This is a genomic window from Vibrio sp. 1167 (genome assembly GCF_033340375.1).
Taxonomy (GTDB): domain Bacteria; phylum Pseudomonadota; class Gammaproteobacteria; order Enterobacterales; family Vibrionaceae; genus Vibrio; species Vibrio alginolyticus.
Map to the genome: position 1 here is coordinate 322,423 of NZ_JAWOWK010000003.1, position 25,156 is coordinate 347,578.

The 25,156-nt window shown below is 43.8% G+C and carries 26 protein-coding genes and 1 pseudogene; 15 read left to right on the forward strand and 12 right to left on the reverse strand.

Going from position 1 to position 25,156, the window contains the following annotated elements; translation table 11 throughout:
- Nucleotides 1–28 precede the first annotated feature (28 nt).
- Nucleotides 29–1,087: an HlyD family secretion protein gene (locus R7Z78_RS08280; RefSeq protein WP_005373588.1), complete on the forward strand. Its 1,059-nt coding sequence runs from the start codon at nucleotides 29–31 to the stop codon at nucleotides 1,085–1,087.
- 12 nt (nucleotides 1,088–1,099) lie between these two features.
- Nucleotides 1,100–2,137: a DUF2955 domain-containing protein gene (locus R7Z78_RS08285; RefSeq protein ID WP_054574592.1), complete on the forward strand. Its 1,038-nt coding sequence runs from the start codon at nucleotides 1,100–1,102 to the stop codon at nucleotides 2,135–2,137.
- A gap of 2 nt (nucleotides 2,138–2,139) precedes the next feature.
- Here R7Z78_RS08285 and R7Z78_RS08290 read toward each other — a convergent pair whose 3' ends face one another.
- Nucleotides 2,140–2,802, reverse strand: a complete 663-nt coding sequence (locus R7Z78_RS08290; protein WP_047101201.1) for a flagellar brake protein — start codon at nucleotides 2,800–2,802, stop codon at nucleotides 2,140–2,142.
- Nucleotides 2,803–2,896: 94 nt separating this feature from the next.
- The gene (locus tag R7Z78_RS08295; RefSeq protein ID WP_169644446.1) at nucleotides 2,897–3,823 is read right to left on the reverse strand and encodes a DMT family transporter; all 927 of its coding nucleotides are present in this window, start codon (nucleotides 3,821–3,823) and stop codon (nucleotides 2,897–2,899) included.
- A gap of 148 nt (nucleotides 3,824–3,971) precedes the next feature.
- Here R7Z78_RS08295 and R7Z78_RS08300 point away from each other — a divergent pair, with 148 nt between their 5' ends.
- On the forward strand, nucleotides 3,972–4,427 hold the full coding sequence (locus R7Z78_RS08300) for an Lrp/AsnC family transcriptional regulator (RefSeq protein WP_005373581.1): 456 nt from the start codon (nucleotides 3,972–3,974) through the stop codon (nucleotides 4,425–4,427).
- A 5-nt stretch (nucleotides 4,428–4,432) separates the two neighbouring features.
- Nucleotides 4,433–5,055, forward strand: a pseudogene (locus R7Z78_RS08305) (class I SAM-dependent methyltransferase).
- A gap of 526 nt (nucleotides 5,056–5,581) precedes the next feature.
- On the opposite strand, the gene R7Z78_RS08315 reads toward R7Z78_RS08305, so the two are convergent.
- Nucleotides 5,582–6,130 (reverse strand): ATPase, encoded by a 549-nt coding sequence (locus R7Z78_RS08315; RefSeq protein ID WP_169644408.1) that lies wholly within the window; start codon nucleotides 6,128–6,130, stop codon nucleotides 5,582–5,584.
- Between the two features lie 103 nt (nucleotides 6,131–6,233).
- Here R7Z78_RS08315 and R7Z78_RS08320 point away from each other — a divergent pair, with 103 nt between their 5' ends.
- The 4 genes from R7Z78_RS08320 to secF all read left to right on the forward strand — a co-directional run bounded on the left by R7Z78_RS08320 (nucleotide 6,234) and on the right by secF (nucleotide 10,458).
- Complete coding sequence (locus tag R7Z78_RS08320; RefSeq protein WP_005373574.1) at nucleotides 6,234–6,902, forward strand: SH3 domain-containing protein; 669 nt, start codon at nucleotides 6,234–6,236, stop codon at nucleotides 6,900–6,902.
- A gap of 168 nt (nucleotides 6,903–7,070) precedes the next feature.
- Nucleotides 7,071–7,550 (forward strand): hypothetical protein, encoded by a 480-nt coding sequence (locus R7Z78_RS08325; RefSeq protein WP_169644410.1) that lies wholly within the window; start codon nucleotides 7,071–7,073, stop codon nucleotides 7,548–7,550.
- A 164-nt stretch (nucleotides 7,551–7,714) separates the two neighbouring features.
- Complete coding sequence (gene secD / locus R7Z78_RS08330) at nucleotides 7,715–9,553, forward strand: protein translocase subunit SecD (protein ID WP_169644411.1); 1,839 nt, start codon at nucleotides 7,715–7,717, stop codon at nucleotides 9,551–9,553.
- Between the two features lie 2 nt (nucleotides 9,554–9,555).
- Nucleotides 9,556–10,458, forward strand: coding sequence for a protein translocase subunit SecF (gene secF / locus R7Z78_RS08335; RefSeq protein ID WP_169644413.1), 903 nt, complete (start codon nucleotides 9,556–9,558; stop codon nucleotides 10,456–10,458).
- A gap of 58 nt (nucleotides 10,459–10,516) precedes the next feature.
- Here the strand turns inward: secF and R7Z78_RS08340 are convergent, their stop codons facing one another.
- Entirely contained in the window at nucleotides 10,517–10,783 is a 267-nt protein-coding gene (locus R7Z78_RS08340; protein WP_017635186.1) for a hypothetical protein, read from the reverse strand.
- Nucleotides 10,784–10,798: 15 nt separating this feature from the next.
- Nucleotides 10,799–11,419, reverse strand: a complete 621-nt coding sequence (locus R7Z78_RS08345) for a LysE family translocator (protein WP_021035942.1) — start codon at nucleotides 11,417–11,419, stop codon at nucleotides 10,799–10,801.
- A 739-nt stretch (nucleotides 11,420–12,158) separates the two neighbouring features.
- On the opposite strand from R7Z78_RS08345, the gene R7Z78_RS08350 reads away from it, so the two are divergent.
- The 4 genes from R7Z78_RS08350 (at nucleotide 12,159) to phaC (ending at nucleotide 16,355) form a co-directional block, all read left to right on the forward strand.
- Entirely contained in the window at nucleotides 12,159–12,899 is a 741-nt protein-coding gene (locus tag R7Z78_RS08350) for an SDR family oxidoreductase (protein WP_005373555.1), read from the forward strand.
- Between the two features lie 12 nt (nucleotides 12,900–12,911).
- The gene (locus R7Z78_RS08355; protein WP_031777157.1) at nucleotides 12,912–14,120 is read left to right on the forward strand and encodes an acetyl-CoA C-acetyltransferase; all 1,209 of its coding nucleotides are present in this window, start codon (nucleotides 12,912–12,914) and stop codon (nucleotides 14,118–14,120) included.
- Nucleotides 14,121–14,165: 45 nt separating this feature from the next.
- A complete protein-coding gene (locus tag R7Z78_RS08360; protein WP_005373550.1) occupies nucleotides 14,166–14,513 on the forward strand; it encodes a phasin family protein in 348 nt (115 codons plus the stop codon).
- A gap of 66 nt (nucleotides 14,514–14,579) precedes the next feature.
- Nucleotides 14,580–16,355 (forward strand): class I poly(R)-hydroxyalkanoic acid synthase, encoded by a 1,776-nt coding sequence (gene phaC, locus R7Z78_RS08365; protein WP_017819891.1) that lies wholly within the window; start codon nucleotides 14,580–14,582, stop codon nucleotides 16,353–16,355.
- 172 nt (nucleotides 16,356–16,527) lie between these two features.
- Here the strand turns inward: phaC and R7Z78_RS08370 are convergent, their stop codons facing one another.
- The 6 genes from R7Z78_RS08370 to napF form a co-directional block, all read right to left on the reverse strand.
- Nucleotides 16,528–16,662 (reverse strand): TIGR02808 family protein, encoded by a 135-nt coding sequence (locus tag R7Z78_RS08370; RefSeq protein WP_005373546.1) that lies wholly within the window; start codon nucleotides 16,660–16,662, stop codon nucleotides 16,528–16,530.
- Between the two features lie 11 nt (nucleotides 16,663–16,673).
- Nucleotides 16,674–17,252, reverse strand: coding sequence for a NapC/NirT family cytochrome c (locus R7Z78_RS08375; RefSeq protein WP_005373542.1), 579 nt, complete (start codon nucleotides 17,250–17,252; stop codon nucleotides 16,674–16,676).
- Between the two features lie 28 nt (nucleotides 17,253–17,280).
- Nucleotides 17,281–17,736: a nitrate reductase cytochrome c-type subunit gene (locus R7Z78_RS08380; protein WP_005389061.1), complete on the reverse strand. Its 456-nt coding sequence runs from the start codon at nucleotides 17,734–17,736 to the stop codon at nucleotides 17,281–17,283.
- Nucleotides 17,737–17,814: 78 nt separating this feature from the next.
- The gene (gene napA, locus R7Z78_RS08385; protein ID WP_005389060.1) at nucleotides 17,815–20,304 is read right to left on the reverse strand and encodes a periplasmic nitrate reductase subunit alpha; all 2,490 of its coding nucleotides are present in this window, start codon (nucleotides 20,302–20,304) and stop codon (nucleotides 17,815–17,817) included.
- Nucleotides 20,301–20,609 carry a chaperone NapD gene (locus R7Z78_RS08390; protein ID WP_005373535.1) on the reverse strand — a complete coding sequence of 103 codons (309 nt, stop codon included), beginning with the start codon at nucleotides 20,607–20,609 and terminating at the stop codon, nucleotides 20,301–20,303. Before R7Z78_RS08390 ends, napA begins: the two co-directional genes overlap by 4 nt.
- Nucleotides 20,610–20,656: 47 nt before the next feature.
- Complete coding sequence (gene napF / locus R7Z78_RS08395) at nucleotides 20,657–21,142, reverse strand: ferredoxin-type protein NapF (protein WP_005373529.1); 486 nt, start codon at nucleotides 21,140–21,142, stop codon at nucleotides 20,657–20,659.
- A gap of 247 nt (nucleotides 21,143–21,389) precedes the next feature.
- Here napF and narQ point away from each other — a divergent pair, with 247 nt between their 5' ends.
- Both narQ and R7Z78_RS08405 read left to right on the forward strand, forming a co-directional pair.
- Nucleotides 21,390–23,126 (forward strand): nitrate/nitrite two-component system sensor histidine kinase NarQ, encoded by a 1,737-nt coding sequence (gene narQ, locus R7Z78_RS08400; RefSeq protein ID WP_025767926.1) that lies wholly within the window; start codon nucleotides 21,390–21,392, stop codon nucleotides 23,124–23,126.
- A 4-nt stretch (nucleotides 23,127–23,130) separates the two neighbouring features.
- On the forward strand, nucleotides 23,131–23,745 hold the full coding sequence (locus R7Z78_RS08405) for a response regulator (protein WP_031777156.1): 615 nt from the start codon (nucleotides 23,131–23,133) through the stop codon (nucleotides 23,743–23,745).
- Between the two features lie 91 nt (nucleotides 23,746–23,836).
- Here the strand turns inward: R7Z78_RS08405 and R7Z78_RS08410 are convergent, their stop codons facing one another.
- Entirely contained in the window at nucleotides 23,837–24,010 is a 174-nt protein-coding gene (locus R7Z78_RS08410) for a hypothetical protein (RefSeq protein WP_005373524.1), read from the reverse strand.
- Nucleotides 24,011–24,271: 261 nt separating this feature from the next.
- Here R7Z78_RS08410 and R7Z78_RS08415 point away from each other — a divergent pair, with 261 nt between their 5' ends.
- Entirely contained in the window at nucleotides 24,272–25,135 is an 864-nt protein-coding gene (locus R7Z78_RS08415; protein ID WP_005389049.1) for a DUF6279 family lipoprotein, read from the forward strand.
- Nucleotides 25,136–25,156: the final 21 nt, after the last annotated feature.

Sequence of the window (25,156 nt, forward strand, 5' to 3'; positions counted from 1 at the left end):
AACCGAATAAAAAGAGAAGTAAACGCCTATGACTCCAGATCAAAAATTCGCACGTTGGATCAAATATTCTTGCGTCGCGTTTGTCCTTGTCTTTGCCTATTTTCTAGTTGCAGATCTCGCCATGCCGTTGACGCCTCAGGCAATGGCAACGCGTGTGGTAACTAAAGTGGCCCCCCGTGTGAGTGGGCAGATTACACATCTTTATGTTGCCAACAACCAAGAAATAAGCCAAGGCGATCTACTATTTCAGATTGATCCCCAGCCTTATCAGCTCGCCGTAGAAAAGGCTCAACTTAACCTTGAGCGTGTGATTCAAAACAACGAACAACTTGATGCTTCTATTGCGGCGGCAAAAGCAGACGTTGAAGCGAGCAAAATCGTGGCGGAACAAAAAGTTCGCGAAGCGAAACGTCTTAATACCCTGTTTCACCGTAATGGTACTTCGCAACAGCAGCGCGATGACGCACAGAGCAGTGCAACGGCAGCTAAAGCGAACTTACTGGCCGCACGTGCTCGTTTAAAAGAGTTGGAAGTAAACCGCGGTGATTTAGGCGCGACGAATGTGAATATCCGCGTGGCGCAAAACCAGCTAAAACAAGCGGAACTTAATCTGTCTTACACTCAAGTCTCGGCGGAACATGATGGCGTTGTCGCTAACTTGCAGCTGGAGACGGGGGCCTATGCGGCAGCTGGTACACCTCTTGTCGCTTTAGTCTCCGATGACGTGGATATCATTGCCGACTTTCGTGAAAAGAGTTTACGACACTTTAATCAGAACAGCCGTGCGTTAGTGGCTTTTGATAGCTTACCTGGTGATGTATTTGAAGCTCGTATTACGAGTGTGGATGCTGGGGTCAGCTCGGGTCAGTTCGATGCGGATGGTCGCTTAGCAACACCAACTGACTCAAACCGTTGGGTGAGAGACGCGCAGCGCTTACGTTTACATTTAGCTATCGATGAACCTCAGCAGCGCGCATTTCCAGCAGGGGCACGAGCAACCGTGCAGTTGTTGCCAGAAAACGCATTATCTGGCTGGTTAGCGAGATGCCAGATCCAATTCTTGAGTCTTCTTCATTATATTTATTAACGAGGAGGCGATATGAAGTTATGGGACCACCCCATGTCGGAAAACGACTTCCGGCAGTGTTTGCGCATTGCAACTGGTGCGACCATTGGTTTCACTTTATGTAAAATATTTGGTTGGAACTATGGCGTGTTCTTTACTGTAACCCCGATGCTGTTACTTGGAATGGTGCCAGTCATGAGTCTACATGCCGCACGACAACTGATTTTTTCAGCGGTTGTGTGTGGATTAGAAGTTGGTGTTCTTGGTGGGTTATTTGGTGGGCACCCTGGCATGATGACAATCATTGCATTCGGGTTGTTTCTGTATAAATTCGCCTGTATGTCAAAAGGGAGCTTATTCTTATTTGGAGCGAACAGCGTACTGAGCTTAAGCATCATGCTGCATTTTGCGAGTTATCCAACCACTGACTTAAATGACCTAATATTTAGCAATCTGCAAGCGAATGTTATTTCAGTGATCGTTGCTTATGTGGTGACATTTTTGATTCCCGATGCGGAACCTCGTCAGCCACCAGCGAAACCGTCGCAGCCTAAACAGAGTCATCGCATGCGTCATGAAGCCCTTATGGGGGCGAGTATCGCTACAATGTCTTTCCTTGTATTCCAGCTATTTGACCTCAGTGACTCTATGTCTGCTCAGGCGACAACCTTACTTTTATTGTTTCCTATGCATTGGAACGGTGCTTTAGGGTATGCGCGAAAAAGAGCAATGGGGACCTTGATGGGGGTGACCTTTGGTGTTGTCGGACAACTTGTATTATACGATTGGTCGGATACCTTATTGTTTATCGTCCCATTGCTTTGGATTGGTGCAATGATGTTCAGTTATATGCACGTGAAAGAGTCTAGCGGTTCGGGAGCCGGATTTGGCGGTTTAACCACATTAGGCATTTTGTTCGGCCAATATCTTACTCCGGATGGTGACTTAATGTTCAGTGCGCTGTATCGCGTGAGCAGTATTTTGTTTGCTATTGTTGCGACGCTGCTTGTGACCTATACGGTTCACAGAATACTCAACAGCTTTGAGGCGACGCGCTTTAGCGAGCAGTAAGCTCAGACGTTACTGGTTAGAAAGGATTGCTCCAGTAACTCTGTTTTTAGTTCGTGAGTCATCTCAATGGAACTAGCAAACTTAATTCCAACTACCCATCCCTTCGCCAATTTCTTAATGTTGGCAATGACACATCGATTTTCTTCTCCGATATAGTGGCTTAACGGGCATTCGATGGTAACACTCTCACCCACGTTGAATTCGGGCTCAATCAAGGTTGATATACCAACACCTGCTAGAGAGAAATCGATAAGGCTACCGTCGTAGACATTCCCTGCATGAATAACGTTACAGTCCATTTGCAACTTGTAACGCTCATGTTCTCGAACTGGTTTGGTTGCAAATGTTCCTGGAATGCGGATAAACAAAAGGGGGGATGGTCGAACGGTCGTCGTCAGTACGCTGGACTTAAACGCAATGACATGGCCTAACTCCGTATCTGATACACCACGCACGATGACATCGGCGTTGGGGAGTTTCCTCATCACTTGCTCTTCAAGCAAACGCATTGGTATATCAAGAATCAAATAAGCATTTTCTTTCATCCCAAGATAGGTGGTGGAATACGTATATTGATCCTTAGGCCCAAATTCGAAATTAGTAGAAAGTTTCATTCCCGGTTTGAGAAACCTATGCAGTTCATCTTTACTATGAGTGGCTGGCATCACATTGGCGTTTTAATTTTTAGTTAAGCTGAGGCTATCAAAACGCCATTTTGTTATTCAAGATAGTAAGGCATAAGTTTTTGTAAAATCATCGCTATCTGTGAAGTGGTGGGCGATAAGTTTGGTTCATTCCACCTTTCATAAAGATTTGGCTTGCCACAATACTGCCGCATGTGACCAACATCAGCGCTAACCAAGTGAGAGAATCTGGTTGTTCACCAAAAATTGGAACGGCAAGAAGTGTCGCGACGACTGGAGTTAATGAACCAAAAGCAGCGCTGGCTTCGGCACCGATGATCCTAATTGCATAAATGAAAGTGAAAGAAGCGATTAAACCTGCGCCAACACCTTGTAGCATCGCGTGGCCAAATAACTCCTCCCATGGCCACTGGCTGAACGGTGTTACCACCAAATAACTGTCTACCCACCCGAAACCAACGGCGATGATGAGCAGAGCCAAAGACGCGATTGCAACGAATCCTGCACAGACGTGTGCATTAAGATTGGCGACACGAGCGCTGATGGTGAAAGCAGCCCACATGATGCTGCCAGTTAGAAACAGGATATGCCCTTGTAATTGAGACCAGTTGTACTCTGCGCCGCTATTAGAAAGAAGGAATACGAAAATCCCTAACAGCACCGTAGAAAGCCCGATTAAGCGGTGAGCACTCAGCGACTGTTGATAACAAAGTACCGCGATAGCAGAAACAAACAATGGCAAAGTGCCAGGTACTAATGCACTGCCGTGCGCCACGGGAGCGAAATGCATAGCCGTTCCGACGACCAGAAGATAGGGAAGGCCGCTTCCAACCACAACACCAACCAGGTAGCGTTTAGGCACTACGCGCAGCGGCTGTTTATGCTTAATCACAAATGGTAATAAAATTATACTTGGGATTAGAAAGCGAACTAACGCGATATCGGCTGGCTGCAAGGCAGAAATTGCGCCCCCTTTTAAAGAAATAAAGAAACCAGACCAAAGCAGTAAGGTCGTTAATATAGATGCGTATCCCAAGATCATTATCGACATGTCCATTTGTAAATGATGTGTTAATTGTTGAATAAAACTCTTGCCAAAGGGAGGCAAAGTTTGACGTAATTAGGCTTGATGTTGGTGATAAATTACGTATAAGTGTTAATTATTGGTGATTAAAGGCACGGAAGAATAAATGGATAAAATTGACAGGCAACTTATCAACCTAATGCAGAAGGATGCCACTCTGACAACGGCAGAACTTGCTGACCAAGTAGGGCTGTCGGCATCACCTTGTGCAAGACGCATTAAGCGTTTGGAGCAGGAAGGTGTAATTAGTGGTTATCGAGCTATTGTGTCCAGAGATACTGTAGGCATCGCGATGACTGTATTTGTTGAAGTGAGTTTAAATAACCACCAAGCTTCTTCGATTGATGAGTTTGAACATGCCGTTGTTGAGATGGATGAAGTGATCTCATGCCATGTCGTATCAGGGGCCTATGATTACCTGTTAGAGGTGGTCAGTAAAGATCTCGCTGGTTATGAAACATTTACTAGAAAGTTACAGCGATTAGAAAATGTGAAAGATATTCATACCCACCTGGCGATTAGACAAGTGAAAGGAAATGGCAGTTTGCCGATTTATGCATAAGAAAGATGAAATTTTTCGATAGACTTAAGATTGCCCACTATCATCGAAAGCGATATAGACAGTTTGGTAAAGACAGAGCCCGAACTCTGGGATGGGCAGATAAGTATAGTCAGATCAGCCGTTTTGAGGCGTTGTGCCGAGGGTTAACGTTAGACGGTTCAAGTATTTTAGATATTGGGTGCGGCTACGGAGACTTGTTAGCGTTTATCGAACTTACGGGGGGCTTCCTCAAAGCTATATTGGCATTGATCAGCAAAAACAGTTTATCTCTGAAGCCAGAAAACGAGATTTTCGCACGCAAAGTAAGTTTATATGCGGTGACTTTTCAACGTTGGTATTGTCTCGTTGCGATTTTGTTTTTGCTTCCGGATCATTGAACTATCAATCCACCAACCCAAATCACACCATTGAAATGATTGAGAAAATGTACCGAGCGACAGAGAAAGGTTGTGTGTTTAACTTGTTGGATGAATCCAAACTACCTAGCATGAAAATGTTAGCGTCGCACAATAAAGAAGGTGTCTTTCGCTATTGTCGGTTGCTGTGTCCGAATACACGATTGATTGAGGGATACTCCGAGCACGACTTTACGATTGCCATGATCAAAAAAGCGGAGTCCGTTTCCTGACTCCGCTTTATAAATTCTTAAGCCTTATTGGTTTTTGTATTGTGAGATTTCACAGTTACCTGTGTATCTATCAACCTTGAATGAGAACGCGGCTGAATGGTATTCCCTCCCATCACTCCATATTGTTTCTCCGAAGATTTTACACAGATCCAAATCACTGATTGAACCGAACTCTTTTACGTGCCTAACTACTGACAAAAACTTGGCTTTGGTAGCATTAGGACATTCCCTGTTACTTAATCGATTGATAACCATGTTTGTAGCATCATCTCCAGCCAAATGTGACTTTTTATTAAATTTTATTAATGGCTAAACTAACCAAAAAATGTCCATAAGTAAAGCATTAATGTGACGTATGTCTCTATAAATTGATTGTCTTGGTCATGGTTTAGTCAAGTTTGTCAAAGGGAACAATCCCATTATTTACATTTGATATCATTCACGACTAAGGAAAGATAAAAAGCACGAATAACGTCCAATATTGGAGTGAAAAACCAACATCGTCTATTCAAAACTGGCTCTGTTTTTACTTCGAAACATCTTGAGCGTATTGAAGCGCTCGAGCTTCTTTATCATAGACTTGTGACAGAGTTTGATATTGTGAAGAGAGGCTCTTGTAATCTTCAGCAAGTTCCAAAGCGTTGGTGTTATACCATTCCGCGGTTATTTGATTGGCTATTTTGTTTGACTCGCGGCACTTTTGGGCCAGTATCTCCCACCCATTTGCTGACCATTGGGATTGTGTGCTCAATTTAAGCAGCTGGTTCGCTTTAGTTGTGAGCTCTTCTTTGTATTGAATCGATGCTTTTAATTGCGCTTTGAACACATTTTGGTTCGACTTGGCACGCCAAAGTAGCACGAGCTCATGCAGTGAAAAGGTTTCGGACAATAACTGACGCTGTTTATGTTCGGTTAAAAGTGTATTGAATACCTCAACATGCTGATTGTAATTGGACTCTAAACGATTGAATTGGGTAAGATTGTCATTCCACGACGATGGGTTACATTGAATATTGGCGTGCCCCGTTATCGGGAACAGAAGAAATAGTAGTATCCAATTGAGTCTGTTGATCATTATTGCTCGCGTTAGTTGACCTGCTCTTTTGAGTATATACCCAAATTTCTACGACATGCGTGCTGCTGGTGGGATAAGAATAAAGAATGAAAAGGAAAAGGGCATGAAGAAAATTCTCGTCGCATTGATTGTCATGCTGTTGCTCGGCGGAGCGGGGGCTGGATACTATTTCTTCTTTATGCAGAAAGATGAACCTGAAGCACCAAAGGCTACACAAGTCGAGCAATCGTCACTGCAAAAAGAAACATCCAAACCGATTCTGGATTTAGAAGCCGCTCCCCCGGAAGTTACCGAGTACTACGTTATTGAGCGTCGTGTCAATGTTTACAACAAGCCTAACCTTAATGCTTTAGTTGTCGATACGCTCTATAAGGGAGAAAAAGTATCGGTGTTAGAAAAAGTAGATGGGTGGTACCGAATCTCCGGCTATCTTGTCTATGAAGAGGGTGGAGAAGAAAAAGCCGAATGGTTGAATGCTGAAGGGTTATCGGATGCAGAGCCAGTTATTAAAGAGCAAGAGCGCTTAGAGATATTGGATGAATACCTACAGAAGTCGGATGATTTAAAAGTTCACTTGGATATTTTCCGTAAGAAAACACAGCAATTGTTAGACGATGAAACCTGTGATCCGAGTGATTTTGAGGAGCTCGGGGGTTGGGTGCGTTCTGTGACGTTCAAAAAGCGCAACGTTTACTTCATCTATTGTGGCGGTTTGGAGCAAGAGAATAAGATCTACTTAGATGTTGATAAGGGCGATATTTTTTATCGATAACTCACCACCAATTACACTCGTTCTCTAAAGACGTTTTGATAAATGCAATAACGATGCAAACCTGAAATCAGAGATTTATAACTTTTTAGTTGTGAACCATAATCAATAGGAATACTATCAACGAGTCAAGTGACCTAACTTGGCTCTTTGTGTTTTTAGTGAGTTCCTATGCCTTGGATTTACCTTAGAAAGTTGATTTTGCTGCTATTTGCAATGGTATTGCTACCAGTGCATGTATCTGCTGCGCAAATCGACCACAAGGCTCACGTACCGCACTTTTCTAAGCTACAACCTTTTGTAGCCGCAAGTGTATCGCCAAACTCTTCCGTCGATTTTTCTGAAGTTTCAGAAGAAAGCTCTCAATCTCCAGTATCTGAAGGCCATGCAAGTCTCGATTCCGTTGCTTTGTTTAACTCTCAGCGCTGGACGTCTTACTTACGGGAAGGGCTTGATGACGAGCACGTAGATTTTGTCGGCGATCTCACTACTCCGTTTTACGCTGATGCGGGTTACGCATACAGCTTGATGGACATTAACTGGCGTCACAACCAGTCCACATTTTATCATTTCACAAGCGATCATCGCATTTCTGGTTGGAAAGATACCAATGCTATGTACGTCGCACTCAATAGTCAGTTTTCTGCCTAAACACCATCTATTTGCACCATTGTGCACTCTTAACACGACGATTGTATTTGACAGGACGTGAGCGTTCTGAGCATGTCATACCCTGAATTTATCCTGGGAGCATCTGTCGTGTGTTAAGCCTTGTTATTAAAAGCTTCACTTCATTGTGAAGGGATGATGTTTACATGAAAAAAACACCAAAGCAGCAAAAGAACAGAAAGCTGATGAATCACTACTCAGCTTGGAAATATGTCGTATTAATCACGACAGTCATTATTTTAACCCTAAGTGCTATACCAACTTGGTTTGGCGAACAGCCTTCTATCCAGTTGACGTTTGCGGATCAAAACAACAGTGAAATGTCGGTTGTTCATCTGAATCAACTGCTAAAAACCAACCATATTTCAGCCGACAAAATCATCGAAAAAGACGGCAAAACAACCATTGTATTCGATGGTGAAGATGCGCAAAGTAAAGCTCGTGCGTTGTTAAACAAAGAGCTAAATAAAGACGACAGCATCACTTTCTCATACGTATCGGTTGCGCCAGAATGGTTGAATGAGATGGGCTTTAGCCCAATTAAGCTCGGTCTTGACCTTCGTGGTGGCGTTCAGTTTCTGTTGAATGTTGATGTGAATAAAGCGTTTGAAGAACAACGTGATGCGTTGATTGATGAAATCAAAGCGAATCTACGTGATCAACGTGTTCGTGGTGTTCAAGTTCGAGCAGAAAGTGGCAACCGAATTACGGTAAACAGTGACAGCGAGCAAGCATTGTCGGAAGTGAACAAGTTCTTGCGTCAAAACTACCCGGGCTGGATTTCAAAAAGTTCATCTCGTGGCTTTGTGCTTGAACCGAGTGAACAAAATATCCAAGAATTTCAATCGTCGACTCTTCAACAAAACCTGAAGATCATGCGTGGTCGTATTGAAGAACTTGGTATCACAGAGGCACTAGTGCAACGCCAAGGTAAAGAGAGCATTCGAATTGAGCTCCCTGGTGTACAAGATCCTGCTCAAGCGAAAAACGTTATTGGTGCAACAGCAAGCTTGGCGTTTTATGAAGTGAAAGATGCGAGCCAAGCACACAGCAGCCAAGATCTTGTTCTTCAAGATAATGACGGTCGTACTGTGATTTTGGCAAAACGACCAGTTCTAACGGGCGAGCACATCGTGAACGCTCGTGCTGGTGTCGACAAAATGGGCATGTCAGAGGTAAATATTTCTCTTGACCACGCTGGTGGTAAGAAAATGAGTGACTTCTCAGCAACTCACATCGACAAGCCAATGGCGACCGTTTACCGAGAGTACAAAACAAACGATCGCGGTGTAACTGAGCGTAGTGAGCGAGTTATCAGCGTCGCAACTATTCAATCTCAACTTGGTAGCCAGTTCCGTATTACTGGGGCTGGTAGCATGGACGATGCACAGCAGTTAGCGCTATTACTTCGAGCGGGTTCACTAACTGCGCCGGTTACTATTGTGGAAGAGCGAACAATCGGTGCTTCTCTGGGGGCAGAAAACATTGAAAACGGTTTTGCAGCACTGGCTTTAGGTATGGGACTAACACTGACCTTTATGGCACTTTGGTACCGCCGCTTAGGTTGGGTAGCAAACGTGGCGCTTTGTGCCAACATGCTTTGTTTGCTTGGCTTAATCGCCTTGTTACCAGGAGCGGTTCTAACGCTTCCGGGTATTGCCGGTTTAGTGTTAACCGTCGGTATGGCAGTGGACACCAACGTTATTATTTTCGAACGTATTAAGGACAAAATGCGTGAAGGCCGCAGCTTCGCTCAAGCAATTGATCTAGGCTTTGACAGCGCATTCTCGACCATCCTTGATGCCAACATTACTACCATGATCACCGCCGTGATTTTGTACGCCATCGGTAATGGCCCAATCCAAGGCTTTGCCTTAACACTCGGATTAGGTTTGTTAACCAGTATGTTTACAGGCGTATTTGCCTCTCGAGCAATGATCAATTTAATTTGGGGCCGCGATGCCCGTCGTGATGTGAGGGTTTAATCATGGTCGAAATGCTAAAACAAAATATTCGTAAAATTCGCTACTTTACTACGCTAGTTTCCATCATTTTAACGGTGATTGCGTTAGTCGCTCTAGGCTTTAAAGGGTTGAACCTAGGTTTGGACTTCACTGGCGGTATGGTGACAGAAGTAAAGGTAGATAAGCAGCTAACTAACCATGATCTGCTTGACGTTCTGCAACCAGAGCTTGGTGAATCTGCGTCAGTGACACGCTCTGGTGAAGATGGCCGTTGGGTGATTCGTTACTCTGCGCCGGAAGATGGACAAACGTTGCCAAGTGTAGAAGAGGTGTTGAAGCCAATCTCTCACCAAGTTGATGTTGTCAGCAACAGTATAGTTGGCGCTCAAGTTGGCCAAGACTTGTTTGAACAAGGTGGCTTAGCATTGTTGATTTGTGTGTTGAGTATTCTCGGTTACTTGTGTTTCCGTTTTGAGTGGCGTTTAGCGAGTGGTTCACTGTTTGCTTTGGCCCATGATGTGATCTTAGTGCTTGGCTTCTTTGCAATTACTCAAATGGAGTTCAACTTAACCGTTTTTGCAGCGGTGTTAGCAATTTTAGGTTACTCATTGAATGACTCGATCATCATTGCAGACCGAATCCGTGAGCTGTTGATTGCGAAACAGAGTTGGAAAACAGAAGACATCAATGACCAAGCTGTTATCGCGACGTTTTCACGCACTATGGTGACATCTGGTACGACATTGATCACTGTTGGTGCATTATGGATTATGGGAGGAGCGCCTTTGGCTGGTTTCTCAACCGCCATGTTTATTGGCGTTCTGTCGGGTACATGGTCTTCGATTTCGATTGGTACTGTGCTGCCTGAGTGGTTGAAACTGGAGCCGAAACATTATCTTCCAGTTGAGATCGACGCTGCGCCGTAGCATTATGTTTAAGGTAAAAGTGCTTGCGCCACTCATCTTGAGTGGCGCTTTTTTGTGCTTATTTCACGCGCATCAAGCGATGTTTCACAAGTCCCAAATCGAACTCTAAGACTTGTGAGCGCTTCATTGCTTCGACTTTATTCAACATTGACTCTTGGTAGCCTTTCTTCTTCATCCACTGAAGAGGTACAGAGAAAGCATCTTCATTAACGACATAAGACTCGCCTTTATGCTCACCGCTATAGACGTTCACAACCCAAACTCGGGCTTGAAAGTCCAATACTTCACCCATGACTTTAGCGATTTTATTCAGAATATTTTTCATTGTTTCCAGTTTGCCTTAGCTTAGTAGCAACCAGACACCAACTCCCATCATTAAAGTGCCTGCGATACGGTTCATTAGGCGTACATTCTTAGACTGACCTAATACGTGTTTCAACCCTTTACCACCAGTAGCGTACAGAGACATGCAAATGAACTCAAACAGTAAAATAATGGAGACAAGTATGATCAGTTGCGGTGCAAGTGCTGCGTTTTGGTCTATAAAAGGCGGTAAAAGAGAAATCATAAATGCCCAGCCTTTTGGGTTTGCGATTGCGGTAACGAAGCCTTGCATGATCAGTGCGATATTGTCACTCTTTGGTGTTTCTAAGTTGTCGACATTAATCGCAAGTTTCCCTCGCGACCGCCACATTTCAACTCCAAGATAGAGTAAATAACCGCCACCAATGAACTTTAACGCGATAAACATCCAAGGATAATTGAGCATAATCGCAGCGATACCTAACACCGCAGAGACTGACACCAGCGCAACACCGAGAAGCTCTCCTATCATCATCCATAACGTGCGACGATAACCGATACTCATACCTAACGTTAGGGCGAGAGTCATGCACATACCAGGCGTGATTGAGACAAAAAAGAAAGTAGGGATGAACATACTGAGCAATGCAAGATTCATATCTGTTGATGATTTAGTGATTAAAGAGAAGCCACAAAGATAGTGCAAAGTGGAAAAGGATGCTACTACAAAGCGAACGATTACTTTCACTAGTAGCTAGTTGATGTTCTTCGAATATATAAATTTAAAATGAAATTATATTTTAATCTATGCGTCATAATAGTGCGTATTGCACCAGTATGAGACAAGCTCTTATATCATTTTTAGATTAAATATATTTAATTTATTATATTTTATCGGTATTAATCATCACTGTATTAAAATAATCGAATTGATAACTAAATTATCATTAAATGCAGTAATTAAATGATATGTTTGATAATTATTTTTACTGATAATTGAATTATTATTCTAATCTCAAGTTTGTTGTAATCATATAGGCTTAAAATTCAGATCTTAAATCATGACATAATGTAACGTCTACCATTCTGTATGTAAGTGCATGATATTTAATAATTATGTTTCTATTTCTGTTGGTGTAGCTTTTGTGGAAGTGTGATTTAAAACAATGACTTATGTAAAGTTAACCATTTTATAACATTTCACGGGTAATGAGATCTAAATCAATCTTATGCAATTGGGTGAGTTTTTTATTTGAAATGTAATATTTCTAGGTTAACTTAAAATAAAGGCAGCACGGGATTGGTTGTCAAAAGAATAAATAAACACGTCAGTTGGTGAACTATTTCATCAGTGTATTAAGTTTGCTTTTTAAATGCCGTTAAGAATGGAGTCTTCAATGAAGAAAGTCGCTTTGATCACTGGATCAAAAGGCGGAATTGGTTCTGCTATTTCCTCTCAATTAGTCAATGACGGTTACCGTGTAATCGCTACTTATTTCACAGGTAACTACGAATGTGCGCTGGAGTGGTTCAACAGCAAAGGGTTTACCAAAGATCAGGTTCGCCTTTTTGAGTTGGATGTAACAAACACGACAGAGTGTGCAGAGAAATTGGCGCAATTGCTTGGGGAGGAAGGAACCATTGATGTTGTTGTCAACAACGCAGGAATCACACGTGATGGCGTGTTTAAAAAGATGACTGCGCAAGCTTGGAATGATGTCATCAATACCAACCTCAATAGCTTATTCAACGTTACGCAACCCCTCTTTGCAGCAATGTGCGAAAAAGGCGGTGGTCGTGTCATCAATATCTCTTCAGTCAATGGTCTTAAAGGGCAGTTTGGTCAAGCAAACTACTCGGCGGCGAAAGCTGGGATGATCGGTTTCTCTAAAGCCTTAGCATACGAAGGTGCTCGCTCGGGTGTGACAGTTAATGTTATCGCTCCGGGTTACACGGGTACGCCAATGGTTGAGCAAATGAAGCCAGAAGTGCTGGAATCCATCACGAACCAAATTCCAATGAAACGTCTTGCGACACCAGAAGAAATTGCAGCATCAGTGAGCTTCTTGGTCAGCGATGCGGGCGCCTACATCACCGGAGAGACTTTGTCGGTGAACGGCGGCCTATACATGCACTAAGGAGAGAAGATGATGGAAAAAGTATTTATCGTAGCGGCGAAGCGTACTCCAATTGGTGCTTTTGGTGGCAGCCTGAAAAATACTTCTGCTGGCGATCTGGCAGCAGTAGCGATTAAAGGCGCGTTGGAAGCGGCAAAGTTGCCTGGCGACAAGGTTGACGAAGTGATTGTTGGCAACGTTGTTGGTGCAGGTCAAGGAATGGGTGTTGGCCGCCAAGCGGCACTGTTTGCGGGGATTCCTGAATCTGTTCCTGCATATGGCGTAAACATGGTTTGCGGTAGTGGCATGAAAACGGTCATGGATGCCGTGTCCCATATCCGTAGTGGCGATGCTGAGATCGTTGTAGCAGCGGGTGTTGAAGTCATGTCTCAGATTCCGTTTGCTGCACCAAGCAGCATTCGTGATGGCAACAAAATGGGCAATCTGGAGCTAAAAGATCTGCTCGTAGCGGACGGTTTAACCGATGTTTACAACCAATATCACATGGGTGTGACGGCAGAAAACGTAGCAAAACAAATCGGCTTAACTCGCCAGCAGCAAGACGAATACGCGCTGTCTAGCCAACAGAAAGCGGTAGCCGCTATCGAAGCTGGCAAATTTCAAGACGAAATTGTGCCAGTGGAAGTAAAGCAACGCCGTGAAACCGTGATGTTTGATACGGATGAATACCCAAAAGCGAACGCGACAATGGAAGCCTTAAGCAAGCTACGTCCTGCTTTTGACCGCGAAGGCACTGTGACTGCGGGTAATGCATCAGGCATTAACGATGGAGCGAGTGCGATTATCGTGGCGTCTGAAAGCGCAGTTAAAGCGCATGGATTAACGCCGCTTGCTGAGATCGTAAGCTACGCGCAATCGGGTCTTGATCCGAAGATCATGGGCCTAGGTCCTGTTGAGTCGGTCAATAAAGCACTCGAAAAAGCAGAACTCACAGTAAATGATATCGACGTTTACGAGTTAAACGAAGCATTTGCAGCGCAAGCACTTGGCGTGATTCATCAGTTGGCGGAAACAAACCAAGTTCCAGTTAACGCGATTCAAGATAAAGCGAACTTTAACGGTGGTGCTATCGCGCTAGGACACCCGCTTGGTGCATCTGGCAACCGAATCTTAGTCACGCTGGTTCACGAGCTGCATAAGCAAAATGGTCAATATGGCGTTGCTTCACTTTGTGTGGGCGGCGGCATGGGCACGGCTGTGGTTGTAAAGACAGTTAAGTAATTATTTAAACGGACATTTTTTAATTCTTTCTCTAGGAGACAAACCATGTACACAGATTTCTTCAAAACATTTAGCGATCAAACTGAAAAAAATCTAGAACCTTACTTGAAGTTCAACAAGCTAGTGACAAAAAACGTAGAAGTGTTGACCGAGCTTCAATTGAACGCCATTCGCACATACAGTGAAGTGGGTCTAAACCAGATGAAAGCAGCGACAGAAATCAAAGACGTAACGTCATTGACTGCTTTCAACAGTCAGCAACTAAGCGTACTTACTAAACTTTCTCAACAAATGATGGATGACAGCAACAAGCTTCAAGCGATTGCAAAAGAGTTCAAAGAAGACGTTGAGAAAATGACTTCGGAAAATCTAAAGACTGTTACTCCAGCGTAATTTGTCCGATTCTCGCCGCCCCTAGATTTGGGCGGCGTTGTTTTTTCCGAATATAGGAGTAAGACTATGTTTCAACACTTCTTTTCGGACTATCTTGTGAAGCTTCAGGAAACCAATCATCAGTGGTGGCATGATTTCGAAGTGAACAAGGCAGTCGTGAACTCTCCTTTAAACAAGGCCATGCAAGAAGTGAACTTTGAGGATACTGCCAAACTGTTCGAACAAGCTGCGAATCAGCCTGCTGCGATTTTAAAGCTGCAAGCACAGTGGTGGGAACAGCAGCTGCAAATTTGGCAGAATGTTGCATTGGCAGGGAACCAAGCACAAATCGTCGAAGCTGAAAAAGGGGATAAGCGTTTCTCAAACGAAGCGTGGCAAAATGAAGCCATGTATAGCTTCATCAAACAATCCTACCTTTTATTTAGTAAGACCTATCTGGACACCATCGAGTCTTTGGAAGGCTTAGATGAAAAGACGAAAGAACGTATTATTTTTTTCTCTCGCCAAGCCATTAACGCCCTTTCTCCTTCCAACTTCATCGCCACTAACCCAGAGCTTTTGAAGCTGACACTTGAGCAAAACGGTCAAAACTTACTGGCAGGCTTAGAGCAGTTGAAAGAAGACGTTGAGTCGAGCGCAGACATTTTAAAAATTCGTATGACGAATAACAATGCATTCCGCGTGGGCGATGACGTTGCGACGACACAGGGCAATGTGGTTTTTCAAAACGAATTGTTTGAGTTGATTCAATATCGACCTCTAACAGAGAAAGTGAATGCGACGCCGCTGCTCATCGTCCCACCTTTCATCAATAAATACTACATCCTTGATTTAACAGCAAAGAACTCAATGGTTCGATGGTTGTTAGAGCAGGGGCACAGTGTATTTATGATGTCTTGGCGTAACCCAGGCAAGGCACAAGCGCACATAGAGTTTGGTGACTACGTGACAGAAGGCGTGGTGAAAGCCGTCGCTGCAATTGAAGATATAACAGGACAAGAGCAAATTAATGCGGCTGGTTATTGTATTGGTGGTACTGTTTTAGCAAGCACGGTTGCGTACTACGCTGCAAAACGTATGAAGAAGCGCATTAAGTCTGCCACTTTCTTCACCACGTTGCTCGACTTCTCTCAACCAGGTGAAGTCGGCGCGTATATCAATGACACCATTGTTAGTGCAATTGAAGCGCAAAATAACGCAAAAGGGTATATGGACGGCCGTTCCTTAAGCGTGACGTTTAGTTTACTGCGTGAAAACAGCTTGTACTGGAACTACTACGTCGACAATTACTTGAAGGGTAACAGTCCGGTTGATTTCGACTTGTTGTACTGGAATAGCGATAGCACCAACGTCAGCGCTGCATCTCACAATTTCTTGCTTCGCGAGCTCTATTTAGAGAACAAGCTGGTGCAAGATAAAGGCGTCAAAATTGGTGGAGTATGGATTGATCTAAATAAGATCAAAATTCCTAGCTATTTTGTGTCAACGAAAGAAGACCATATTGCGTTATGGCAGGGAACTTACCGTGGTGCGCTGAACACGGGTGGTAACAAAACATTTGTCCTCGGTGAGTCTGGTCATATTGCGGGCATCGTGAACCCGCCAGCTAAAAATAAGTATGGTTATTGGTTGAACGATAATTTGGATGACTCTGCTGATGAGTGGTTGAATAACGCGGAACACAAAGAGGGATCGTGGTGGACACACTGGAACGAGTGGTTACTCCAATTCAACCCTAAAGAGCAAGTTGAGCCTTTCCCTATTGGCTCAGAAAACCATCCGGTTATTGATGAAGCGCCAGGACAATACGTCAAACAGGTTCTGCCAGTAAAAGAATCTTAAACGACTCCCTATAGCAGTAAATATTAGCGGCCTTTATGGTCGCTTTTTTTATGTATGATTGCTTGTTTATGGTTGGCAAGTACCATTGAGCAATAAATAAAAAAAGCGCCGAGCATTTGCTCGGCGCTCAGTGTCAACAAATAGGCTAGTTGACGAGTAGAGATGCATTACGTTACACCTCTTTATCCTTACCAAATGACAGCAGCCAGAGAGAGATTGCTGCTACCGCCACAAAGCCGGAAAGAATAATCACTGGCATAGCACTGTAGCCAAGGATATGCCAAATTACAGATTCTAATGTACTCATGGTAAGTCTCCTTAGTGCCAGCCTTCAACGCCGCTCATGTCTGGTAGTTTGTGCGCAATACCTTTGTGACAGTCTACACATGTTTTCTCGCCTGAAGCGAGAGCGGTGGAGTGCTGTTCTGCCGCACGTGATCCTTGCTGAGAGTAATCCATGAAATCAAACTCATGACAGTTACGACATTCAAGAGAGTCATTCTTTTTCATACGTGCCCACTCTCGCTCTGCGAGGTGTCCACGACGCTCTTGGAACTTCTCTGGCGTATCGATCGTCTTGGTTACGAAGTGTGCAAATAGCTCTTTAGATGCCTGTACTTTACGAACGATCTTATCCGTCCATTCATGAGGAACGTGACAGTCTGAACAAATCGCACGAACACCAGATCGGTTGGAGTAGTGAATTGTTTCTTGAATTTCAGCAACGATCGGCGCGTGACAGCCAGAACAGAACTCTTCTGTGTTGGTTGCTTCCATACCTGTGTTGAATGCGCCCCAAAATAGAAGGCCACCAGCGAAGCCTAGAAATAAAACCACACCAGCGGCAGCTTTACTCGGGCTCGACAGTCTCTTCCAAAACGCTTTAAGTATTTTCATAAGTAACCTCTTAGTACTCGCGTTTCAATTACTGAAGCGAATCGACTGCCTTAAACTCGTTTTCCACTAGTGGTTTTGCATCCGTTTGTGGAACGTGACATTGTAAACAGAAGTAACGACGAGGAGACATATCTGCCAGTACCGCATCTTCTCTGTTTACATAGTGCGTTACGCTAATTTTAGTCGCACCTGACTCTTTTGCATTTTTCCAGCTATGGCATGCAAGACACTTGTTAGCATTTAACGAAATTTCGTAGTGACGAATGCTGTGTGGGATCAACGGTGGTTGATAAACATAGCTGTCTTCAACGATTTGATCTTTAGGGAAGTCTTTGAACTCGTCTGCTGGACGCGTATCTTCCAATTGAGACATTCCACGTAAAGATTCTAGACCACCAATACCACCTGGATTATCCAACTCAGCTTGCGCAATGCCTGTCACTAACGCACCTACAGATAAAACTGCGACAAGTAATTTTTTCATCATTTCATCTCCGCCTTTATGGCTTAAATTCTTTATTAGGCCGCCATAATGACGGCCGTAGCATTCAGTATCTGAAGGTTAAGCAATCTTAGTGATTTTGACTGGGCACTTCTTAAAGTCTGTCTGTTTAGACAGTGGATCAGTCGCATCTAGGATAAGCTTGTTAATCAAAATACGTGCATCAAAGAACGGTACGAATACCAAGCCTTTTGGCGGACGGTTACGACCGCGAGTTTCAACACGAACGCGTACTTCACCGCGTTTGTTTGCCATGAGTACTTCTTCACCACGACGAACATTGCGTGCTTTTGCGTCTTCTGGGTGCATGTAACACACTGCGTCTGGTACTGCTTTGTATAATTCAGGTACACGACGAGTCATGGTGCCTGTGTGCCAATGCTCAAGAACACGACCAGTACATAACCACATATCAAATTCATCGTTCGGTACTTCTGGTGGCGCTTCGTATGGCGCGGAAATGATCTTCGCTTTGCCGTCAGCATTGCCGTAGAAGTCCCAACCAGAACCTTCTTTCGCGTATGGGTCTGAACCTTCTTTAAAGCGCCACTGTGTTTCCTTACCATCAACAACAGGCCAACGTAGACCACGCACTTGGTGGTAGCGGTCGTATGGAGCCAAATCATGACCGTGACCACGGCCAAATGTTGCGTATTCCTCAAACAGACCTTTTTGAACATAGAAACCGAAGTGGTGAGCATCGTCATTCAGTTCACGAGCTTCTTCGATAGGGAATTTGTCGACGTTACCATTGCGGTAAAGTACGTCGTACATTGTTTTACCACGGTATTGAGGCGCTTTCGCTAGAAGCTCTTCAGGCCACACTTCTTCCATTTTGAAGCGTTTCGAGAACTCCATTAGCTGCCAAAGGTCGGATTTTGCTTGACCGACCGTGCCCACTTGTTGGTACCAAGCTTGAGTACGACGCTCTGCGTTACCGTAAGCACCTTCTTTTTCAATCCACATTGCGGTAGGAAGAATAAGGTCTGCTGCTTGTGCTGTTGCTGTCGGGTATGGGTCAGACACAACGATGAAGTTTTCTGGGTTGCGGTAACCTGGAAGACGTTCTGTGTTGATGTTTGGACCTGCTTGCATGTTGTTGTTACATTGAACCCAGTAACAGTTCAGAACGCCGTCATTCAGCATACGGTCTTGCAATACGGCGTGGAAGCCAGGTTTTGGTGGAATCGTACCTTCTGGCAGTTTCCAGATGTCTTCTGCAATCTTACGGTGTTTAGGGTTAGCAACCACCATGTCCGCTGGTAGGCGGTGAGCAAACGTACCAACCTCACGAGCGGTACCACATGCTGATGGTTGGCCCGTTAGTGAGAATGGGCTGTTCCCCGGAGTCGAGATCTTACCGGTTAGTAGGTGGATGTTGTAAACCAAGTTATTCATCCATACACCACGAGTATGCTGGTTCATACCCATTGTCCATAGAGACATCACTTTCGTGTTTGGATCCGCGTATTGCTTCGCAAGCTCGATAAGCTTCTCTTTCTCAACACCAGAGATTTCAGATGCTTTCTCTACTGTGTATGGCGCTACTGATTTCTTGTACTCTTCGAATGAGATAGAAGTGAGTTTGCCAGAGTTCGGGTTCTTCGCTGCTTTTTGTAGCGGATCATCGTCACGTAGACCGTAGCCTATGTCAGTGTCTGCTTGAGTGAAGTTCGTGTGTTTGTTCACGAAGTCCCAGTTTACTGCATCGTTTTCGATGATATAGTTTGCGATGAAGTTAGCAATTGCAAGGTCAGACTGAGGATTGAAAATGTAGCCGTGGTCTGCCAACTCAAATGAACGATGGTAGTAAGTAGAAAGCACGTTCACTTTAACGTGAGGGTGGCTTAGGCGGCGGTCAGTAATGCGAGTCCATAGAACCGGGTGCATCTCTGCCATGTTTGAGCCCCAAAGAACGAAAGCGTCTGCGTTCTCAAAGTCATCGTAACAACCCATTGGCTCATCGATACCGAATGCGCGCATGAAACCTACAACGGCAGAAGCCATACAGTGACGAGCGTTTGGATCAATGTTGTTTGATCGGAAGCCTGCTTTCATTAACTTTGACGCAGCGTAGCCTTCCATTACTGTCCATTGGCCTGAGCCAAACATACCTACGCTTGTTGGGCCTTTTTTCTCGAGGGAAGCTTTCCATTTCTCAGCCATGATGTCGAAAGCGTCATCCCAAGAGATAGGTGTAAATTCACCATCTTTGTGGAATTTGCCATCTTTCATTCGTAGCATCGGTTGAGTTAGACGGTCTTGACCGTACATGATCTTAGAAAGGAAGTAACCTTTGATGCAGTTCAGACCTTTGTTTACTGGTGCTTCTGGGTCACCCTGTGTTGCTACCACTTTGCCGTTTTGAGTGCCAACAAGAACAGAACAGCCTGTACCACAGAAACGACAAGGTGCTTTGTCCCATGTGATTTTGGTTTGATCAGAGCTTGCAATCAGGTTGGCTGCAGATGCTGGTAGTGTCACACCTGCGACAGCAGCAGCTGATGCAGCCGCGTTTGCTTTCACAAACGCACGTCTTGTCATTTTCATACTTCACCCTCGATTTGGGAATGTTGTGTTCCAGTGTCTTCTTCATCCGTTTCTTCAAGCCCAGTTTCGATTTGGTGATAAACCAATACCGTGCTTAAGACGTTCGGTAAATTATTAATGGCATCGATAGTGTCTGTGATGAAACCTTGGTTCTCAGTTTCAAGTACGACGATAATCTTGCCTTCAGGACTGTCACCATAGATTTCCGCATTTTCGTGTGCTTCTATCTTTTGTTTGATTTCGTCCAAATGTTCCGGCAGCACATGTACTACCAAACTTGAAATATGCACTTCATTTAGTGACATATAGCTCTCTCATTTATTTTTATTGCCTTTGGCCGACGACATTCGGCTTAGGCTGTTGTATTGCTCACATTGATGGATGAAGTCGGGCACACTGAAACACAGGCGCCGCAGCCGTTACACTCATCAAGGTCTAAATTGGGTTGTGCTACTTTCCCCAGTTCTAATTTGAACTGAATTGCCATCGGGTCGCACATATCCCCACAGCTTCGGCATTCGACATTTTGTTTTGCTAAGCAGTTATCGTTGATACTTGCTTTTGCTTGCCAAGGTTGTTCTGTTTCTGGCAAGAAAAGGGGCTCAGGACAGGCGTTTGCACATTGATAGCAAAATGTGCATTCATCGATGGAAAAATCGACCGAGGGGAATCCGCCATCACTTTTGGTTATAATCTTTGTTTCACAGGCCTCAATGCATTTACCGCAGCGAGTGCAATCGTCCGTAAACTGTTGCGGTTTAGTTAACCAAGGCAAACGTACGGCGTTGTCGGGGTGCGCTTTTCTTGCAAAGAGTCTTCTTCTGGAAAGGTCTACCACTTAGTCACCTCGAAACTTGGAACCCAAACTAAGCATAGTCCACAATTTTCATTAATAAACTGTCATTTAAACTAACGAAATTGTAGTTTTTGACATATTTGTATAAATACCTCTTAGGGGGTAAATGGTATGCAATATTGTTTTGGATCAATAAATTCCGTCGCAGGTGATCACATATTGATAAAGTTGAAAGGTAATGGGTTCATTGCACGTACAAATAGGATTGTTAATGGGCGAGGAACTCAGATTGTTTAAAAATGTGAAAAAGTCGGTGACGCGCACGATTGCGTCCGCGATGCTTCTTATTTTGCTGCTCTCAGTCGCTACGACTGGTTTTGCAATTTTTACGTTAGCGTCCAGTTTGAACGATGCTGAAGCCGTCAATGTTGCTGGCTCGATGCGAATGCAAAGCTACCGTCTGGCGAATGATATTCAGGTTAAATCTGTTGACTATTCTTCACATATTGACGCATTTGAACATTCGATATATTCACCTTCAATGAAAGCGCTTCAGCATTGGTCTGTGCCAGAAGACATCACTCACGATTACTACCGTCTTATTATCAGATGGCATGAACTCAAGGCGGTGCTGAGAGGAGACAACCCGGCAGAATATCAACTCCTAGTGGCCGGTTTTGTTGAACAAATCGATGAGTTTGTATTTAAGCTACAAAGCTTTTCGGAGCAAAAACTGATTAACTTAGCCTGGATCGGCGGGTTAGGGTTGGGTGGCATTCTTTGTGTCAGTATGTTTGTCGTTCATTTTGTGCGCCTCGAAGTTGTTCGGCCTCTGCGTGCTTTAGTTTTTGCTAGCGAGCAAATTAAAAATCGCTCATTTAATATATCGCTCAATGTATCTAGCGATAATGAAATGGGAATACTGACTCGAACCTTTAATCGGATGGCGACAGACCTTGGTAAGTTGTACCGAGGATTAGAACAAGCGGTTGATGAGAAAACACGTAAATTGCAGCATGCCAACCAGTCTTTAGAGGTGCTGTATGACTCGTCAAAAGAACTCACGGCGTCGCGTATTAATCAAGACAATTTCCAGGCGATTTTGCAGCATATCGTCAGTCTTGAGGGCATTAAAGCGGTCAAACTTGAAATCGAGCAGCTGGGAGAACCGAGCTGGATATTGATGGAAGGAGAAGAATGCTGCCAAGATTGTGATGAAGATTGCCACGGTAAAGCCCTGATGCTAGATGGTGAGCACTTGGGCTATTTATATTGGAAAGCAGGGTTACCTTGTCCGAACGAGGCTCTTATTGACAACTTCGTGCAGATTTTATCACGCGCCGTGTATTACAATCGGGCGCAGCGCCAAGCAGAACAAATTCTGCTGATGGAAGAGCGAGCCACTATTGCTCGGGAGTTGCATGATTCATTGGCTCAAGCACTCTCTTACTTGAAAATTCAGGTCGCTTTGTTGAAGAGAAGCGTAAAGAACTTGCCTGACGAAAAGGCGATCGCGCAGGCTAATCAAGTTATTGCCGAGCTAGATACGGGCTTATCTGCCGCTTATACGCAGTTACGCGAGTTACTGACGACGTTTCGTCTTACGATTAAAGAGGGCAGTTTTGGCCAAGCATTGCAAGACATGGTTGAAACGCTCAGTGAACAAACTGCTGCGGACATTACGCTAAAAAATAGACTTTCATCAACTGAACTGGATGCACATCAGCAGGTTCATTTACTACAGTTGATAAGAGAAGCGGCAATTAATGCTATCAAACATGCGCAAGCAGATAATATTCACATTCAATGTCTCGATAATGATGGAAAAGTCACAGTAACCGTTAGCGACGATGGAATAGGCTTTGAACATCAAGACGAAAAATTAAATCATTACGGTATGAGTATCATGCAAGAGCGGGCCGCTAGACTGCATGCCGATCTTCACATCGAAGCATCGATAAACAAAGGTTGTACCGTAAAATTAGAATTCCAACATAGTAAGGAAGTAAACAGTGACAGTGTGTAAAGTAATGCTGGTGGATGATCATCCACTCATGCGAAGAGGTATCCACCAGCTTTTAAGCTTTGAGCCTGAGTTTGAGGTCATTGCAGAAGCAAGTAATGGCGCGGATGCAGTAGCGAAAGCGCATGAGCTGGAACTGGATCTTGTACTTCTTGATCTTAATATGAAAGGCATGTCTGGCCTTGATACTTTGCAAGCACTGCGTGCAGATGGCTGTGAAGCCAGAATTGTCATTCTAACCGTTTCGGATAGTCCAGCAGATATAGAAGCAATAGTTCGAAGTGGTGCCGATGGCTATTTATTGAAAGACACTGAGCCCGATGAGTTGGTTGAGTTGCTAAAACAAGCGCACCAAGGGGACAAGGCATACAGCCAAGAAGTTTCTAAGTATTTGAGTGAACGTTCAGAGCAAGAGGACGTGTTTGATACACTGACCGATCGTGAATCGCAGATCTTAAGAGAGGTGGCAAGAGGTTTCCGCAACAAGCAAATTGCCGATCGTCTTTTTATCTCTGAGTCTACGGTTAAAGTACATATGAAGAGTTTACTTAAAAAGCTTCAAGTTCCTTCTCGTACTGCAGCAACCGTCCTTTATCTTGAGCGCTTTGGCGACATCAAATAACATTGTTGGATTTGAATCTGTAATAATAAATAAAATCAAACAGTTATATTGATTCTGACGAATAAAAAAACCGCCTGTTAGGCGGTTTTTTTTACTTGTCTGGGCGAATAGAGTACAAGTCACTGTTGTGCTTACCACACTCCAAATAGTACTGATAAGCCACTTTTTTGCTTTCAGCAATGACTCTCATGCAGTGCATTTTCCCCTGTTCAAAATATCGAATCTCATATTCTACACTGGTATCAAGTTGCTCAGCGGCTGCCATACTTCGCCTCCATAAACCATCCAAAAAACATCCATGCAAATTATATGCCGTTATAGGGAGCGTCGTTCGGTACGTTTTTTAGCCGATAATTGCGCTCTAACTCACTTTTTTGCGGATAGCTGTGATCAAAAAGTTAATTTCAAACTCTATATATTATTAAGGTGGCAATCAATATTTGTCACACTGGTGTAAGTTTGCCGCAATACTAAGTGATACAGGTTGAGTATAGAACTTAATCAACAGAAAAGGGAATACGAATAAGTGACTAAATTAAAAGATGTATCTAATAAGGCGCTTCGTTATGGCCTTCTATTTTGTTTCGTATTTCTGCTTGCCGGTTGTGCGAAAAAGTTTTTATACAGCAATATCGATTGGTTCGTGCTCGATTACTTAGAGGACTATGTCTCGTTGCAAGGGGAACAAGAAGTCCTGGTGGAAGAGCGCTTATTATTGTTGGCAGACTGGCACAAGAAAGAGGAGTTACCATTATATATCGAACATTTAAAAGACCTTGAGAGATTAAAAGCGAGCGATATCACCTTAAATTACTTACAACAAAATCGAGATAGAATGCGAGCGCATTACGATAGAGTGGTAAGCAAAGCAGCACCAGATCTTTTTGCGTTAAGTTTGCAATTAACGAAAGAGCAAGAACGCGAGTTTTTGAGTAATGTACAAGAACATTATCAAGAGCGAAACGCAAAATATGCCGATAAGACAGAAGACGAAGTGCGTGAAATTATTCTGGATAACACTGAAGAGTGGATGGAAGAATGGCTAGGGAATCTATCAGGAAATCAGCGTCAATTAGCTCAAAGATTTTCTCAGCAAGTTATTTTAAACAGCCCTTTATGGAGAGATTATCGAGCCACGGTATATCAAGAGCTCGAATACTTGTTCGACAACAAATCTAATGTTGTGACTTATCAAGATATATTTATGCGACTCTTGTTCGAGCCAGAGAGTTATTATAGTGAGCAGCTTTCTCTGAATATTGATTCTAACTTTGCATTGGTTGATCAACTGACATTAGATGTTTCTCGTTCGATGACCGATAAGCAATGGCGTCATTTTCGTGAAAAGGTTAAAGAGTGGCGAGTACTGGCAGAGGAACTTTTAGATTAAATTCATGCTTCAATGAGCGGA

Coding starts and splice junctions, on each gene's coding strand:
- napA (WP_005389060.1), bottom strand. CDS start 20,304: ATGAAAATGACAAGACGTGCGTTTGTGAAAGCAAACGCGGCTGCATCA.
- R7Z78_RS08315 (WP_169644408.1), bottom strand. CDS start 6,130: ATGATCAACAGACTCAATTGGATACTACTATTTCTTCTGTTCCCGATA.
- R7Z78_RS08350 (WP_005373555.1), top strand. CDS start 12,159: ATGAAGAAAGTCGCTTTGATCACTGGATCAAAAGGCGGAATTGGTTCT.
- R7Z78_RS08280 (WP_005373588.1), top strand. CDS start 29: ATGACTCCAGATCAAAAATTCGCACGTTGGATCAAATATTCTTGCGTC.
- R7Z78_RS08380 (WP_005389061.1), bottom strand. CDS start 17,736: ATGAAAAAATTACTTGTCGCAGTTTTATCTGTAGGTGCGTTAGTGACA.
- R7Z78_RS08410 (WP_005373524.1), bottom strand. CDS start 24,010: ATGGCAGCCGCTGAGCAACTTGATACCAGTGTAGAATATGAGATTCGA.
- R7Z78_RS08285 (WP_054574592.1), top strand. CDS start 1,100: ATGAAGTTATGGGACCACCCCATGTCGGAAAACGACTTCCGGCAGTGT.
- R7Z78_RS08360 (WP_005373550.1), top strand. CDS start 14,166: ATGTACACAGATTTCTTCAAAACATTTAGCGATCAAACTGAAAAAAAT.
- R7Z78_RS08340 (WP_017635186.1), bottom strand. CDS start 10,783: ATGAAAAATATTCTGAATAAAATCGCTAAAGTCATGGGTGAAGTATTG.
- R7Z78_RS08320 (WP_005373574.1), top strand. CDS start 6,234: ATGAAGAAAATTCTCGTCGCATTGATTGTCATGCTGTTGCTCGGCGGA.
- R7Z78_RS08405 (WP_031777156.1), top strand. CDS start 23,131: ATGCTGGTGGATGATCATCCACTCATGCGAAGAGGTATCCACCAGCTT.
- R7Z78_RS08300 (WP_005373581.1), top strand. CDS start 3,972: ATGGATAAAATTGACAGGCAACTTATCAACCTAATGCAGAAGGATGCC.
- R7Z78_RS08295 (WP_169644446.1), bottom strand. CDS start 3,823: ATGATCTTGGGATACGCATCTATATTAACGACCTTACTGCTTTGGTCT.
- R7Z78_RS08355 (WP_031777157.1), top strand. CDS start 12,912: ATGGAAAAAGTATTTATCGTAGCGGCGAAGCGTACTCCAATTGGTGCT.
- R7Z78_RS08325 (WP_169644410.1), top strand. CDS start 7,071: ATGCCTTGGATTTACCTTAGAAAGTTGATTTTGCTGCTATTTGCAATG.
- R7Z78_RS08345 (WP_021035942.1), bottom strand. CDS start 11,419: ATGAATCTTGCATTGCTCAGTATGTTCATCCCTACTTTCTTTTTTGTC.
- R7Z78_RS08375 (WP_005373542.1), bottom strand. CDS start 17,252: ATGAAAATACTTAAAGCGTTTTGGAAGAGACTGTCGAGCCCGAGTAAA.
- secF (WP_169644413.1), top strand. CDS start 9,556: ATGGTCGAAATGCTAAAACAAAATATTCGTAAAATTCGCTACTTTACT.
- R7Z78_RS08370 (WP_005373546.1), bottom strand. CDS start 16,662: ATGAGTACATTAGAATCTGTAATTTGGCATATCCTTGGCTACAGTGCT.
- R7Z78_RS08290 (WP_047101201.1), bottom strand. CDS start 2,802: ATGCCAGCCACTCATAGTAAAGATGAACTGCATAGGTTTCTCAAACCG.
- phaC (WP_017819891.1), top strand. CDS start 14,580: ATGTTTCAACACTTCTTTTCGGACTATCTTGTGAAGCTTCAGGAAACC.
- R7Z78_RS08390 (WP_005373535.1), bottom strand. CDS start 20,609: ATGTCACTAAATGAAGTGCATATTTCAAGTTTGGTAGTACATGTGCTG.
- secD (WP_169644411.1), top strand. CDS start 7,715: ATGAAAAAAACACCAAAGCAGCAAAAGAACAGAAAGCTGATGAATCAC.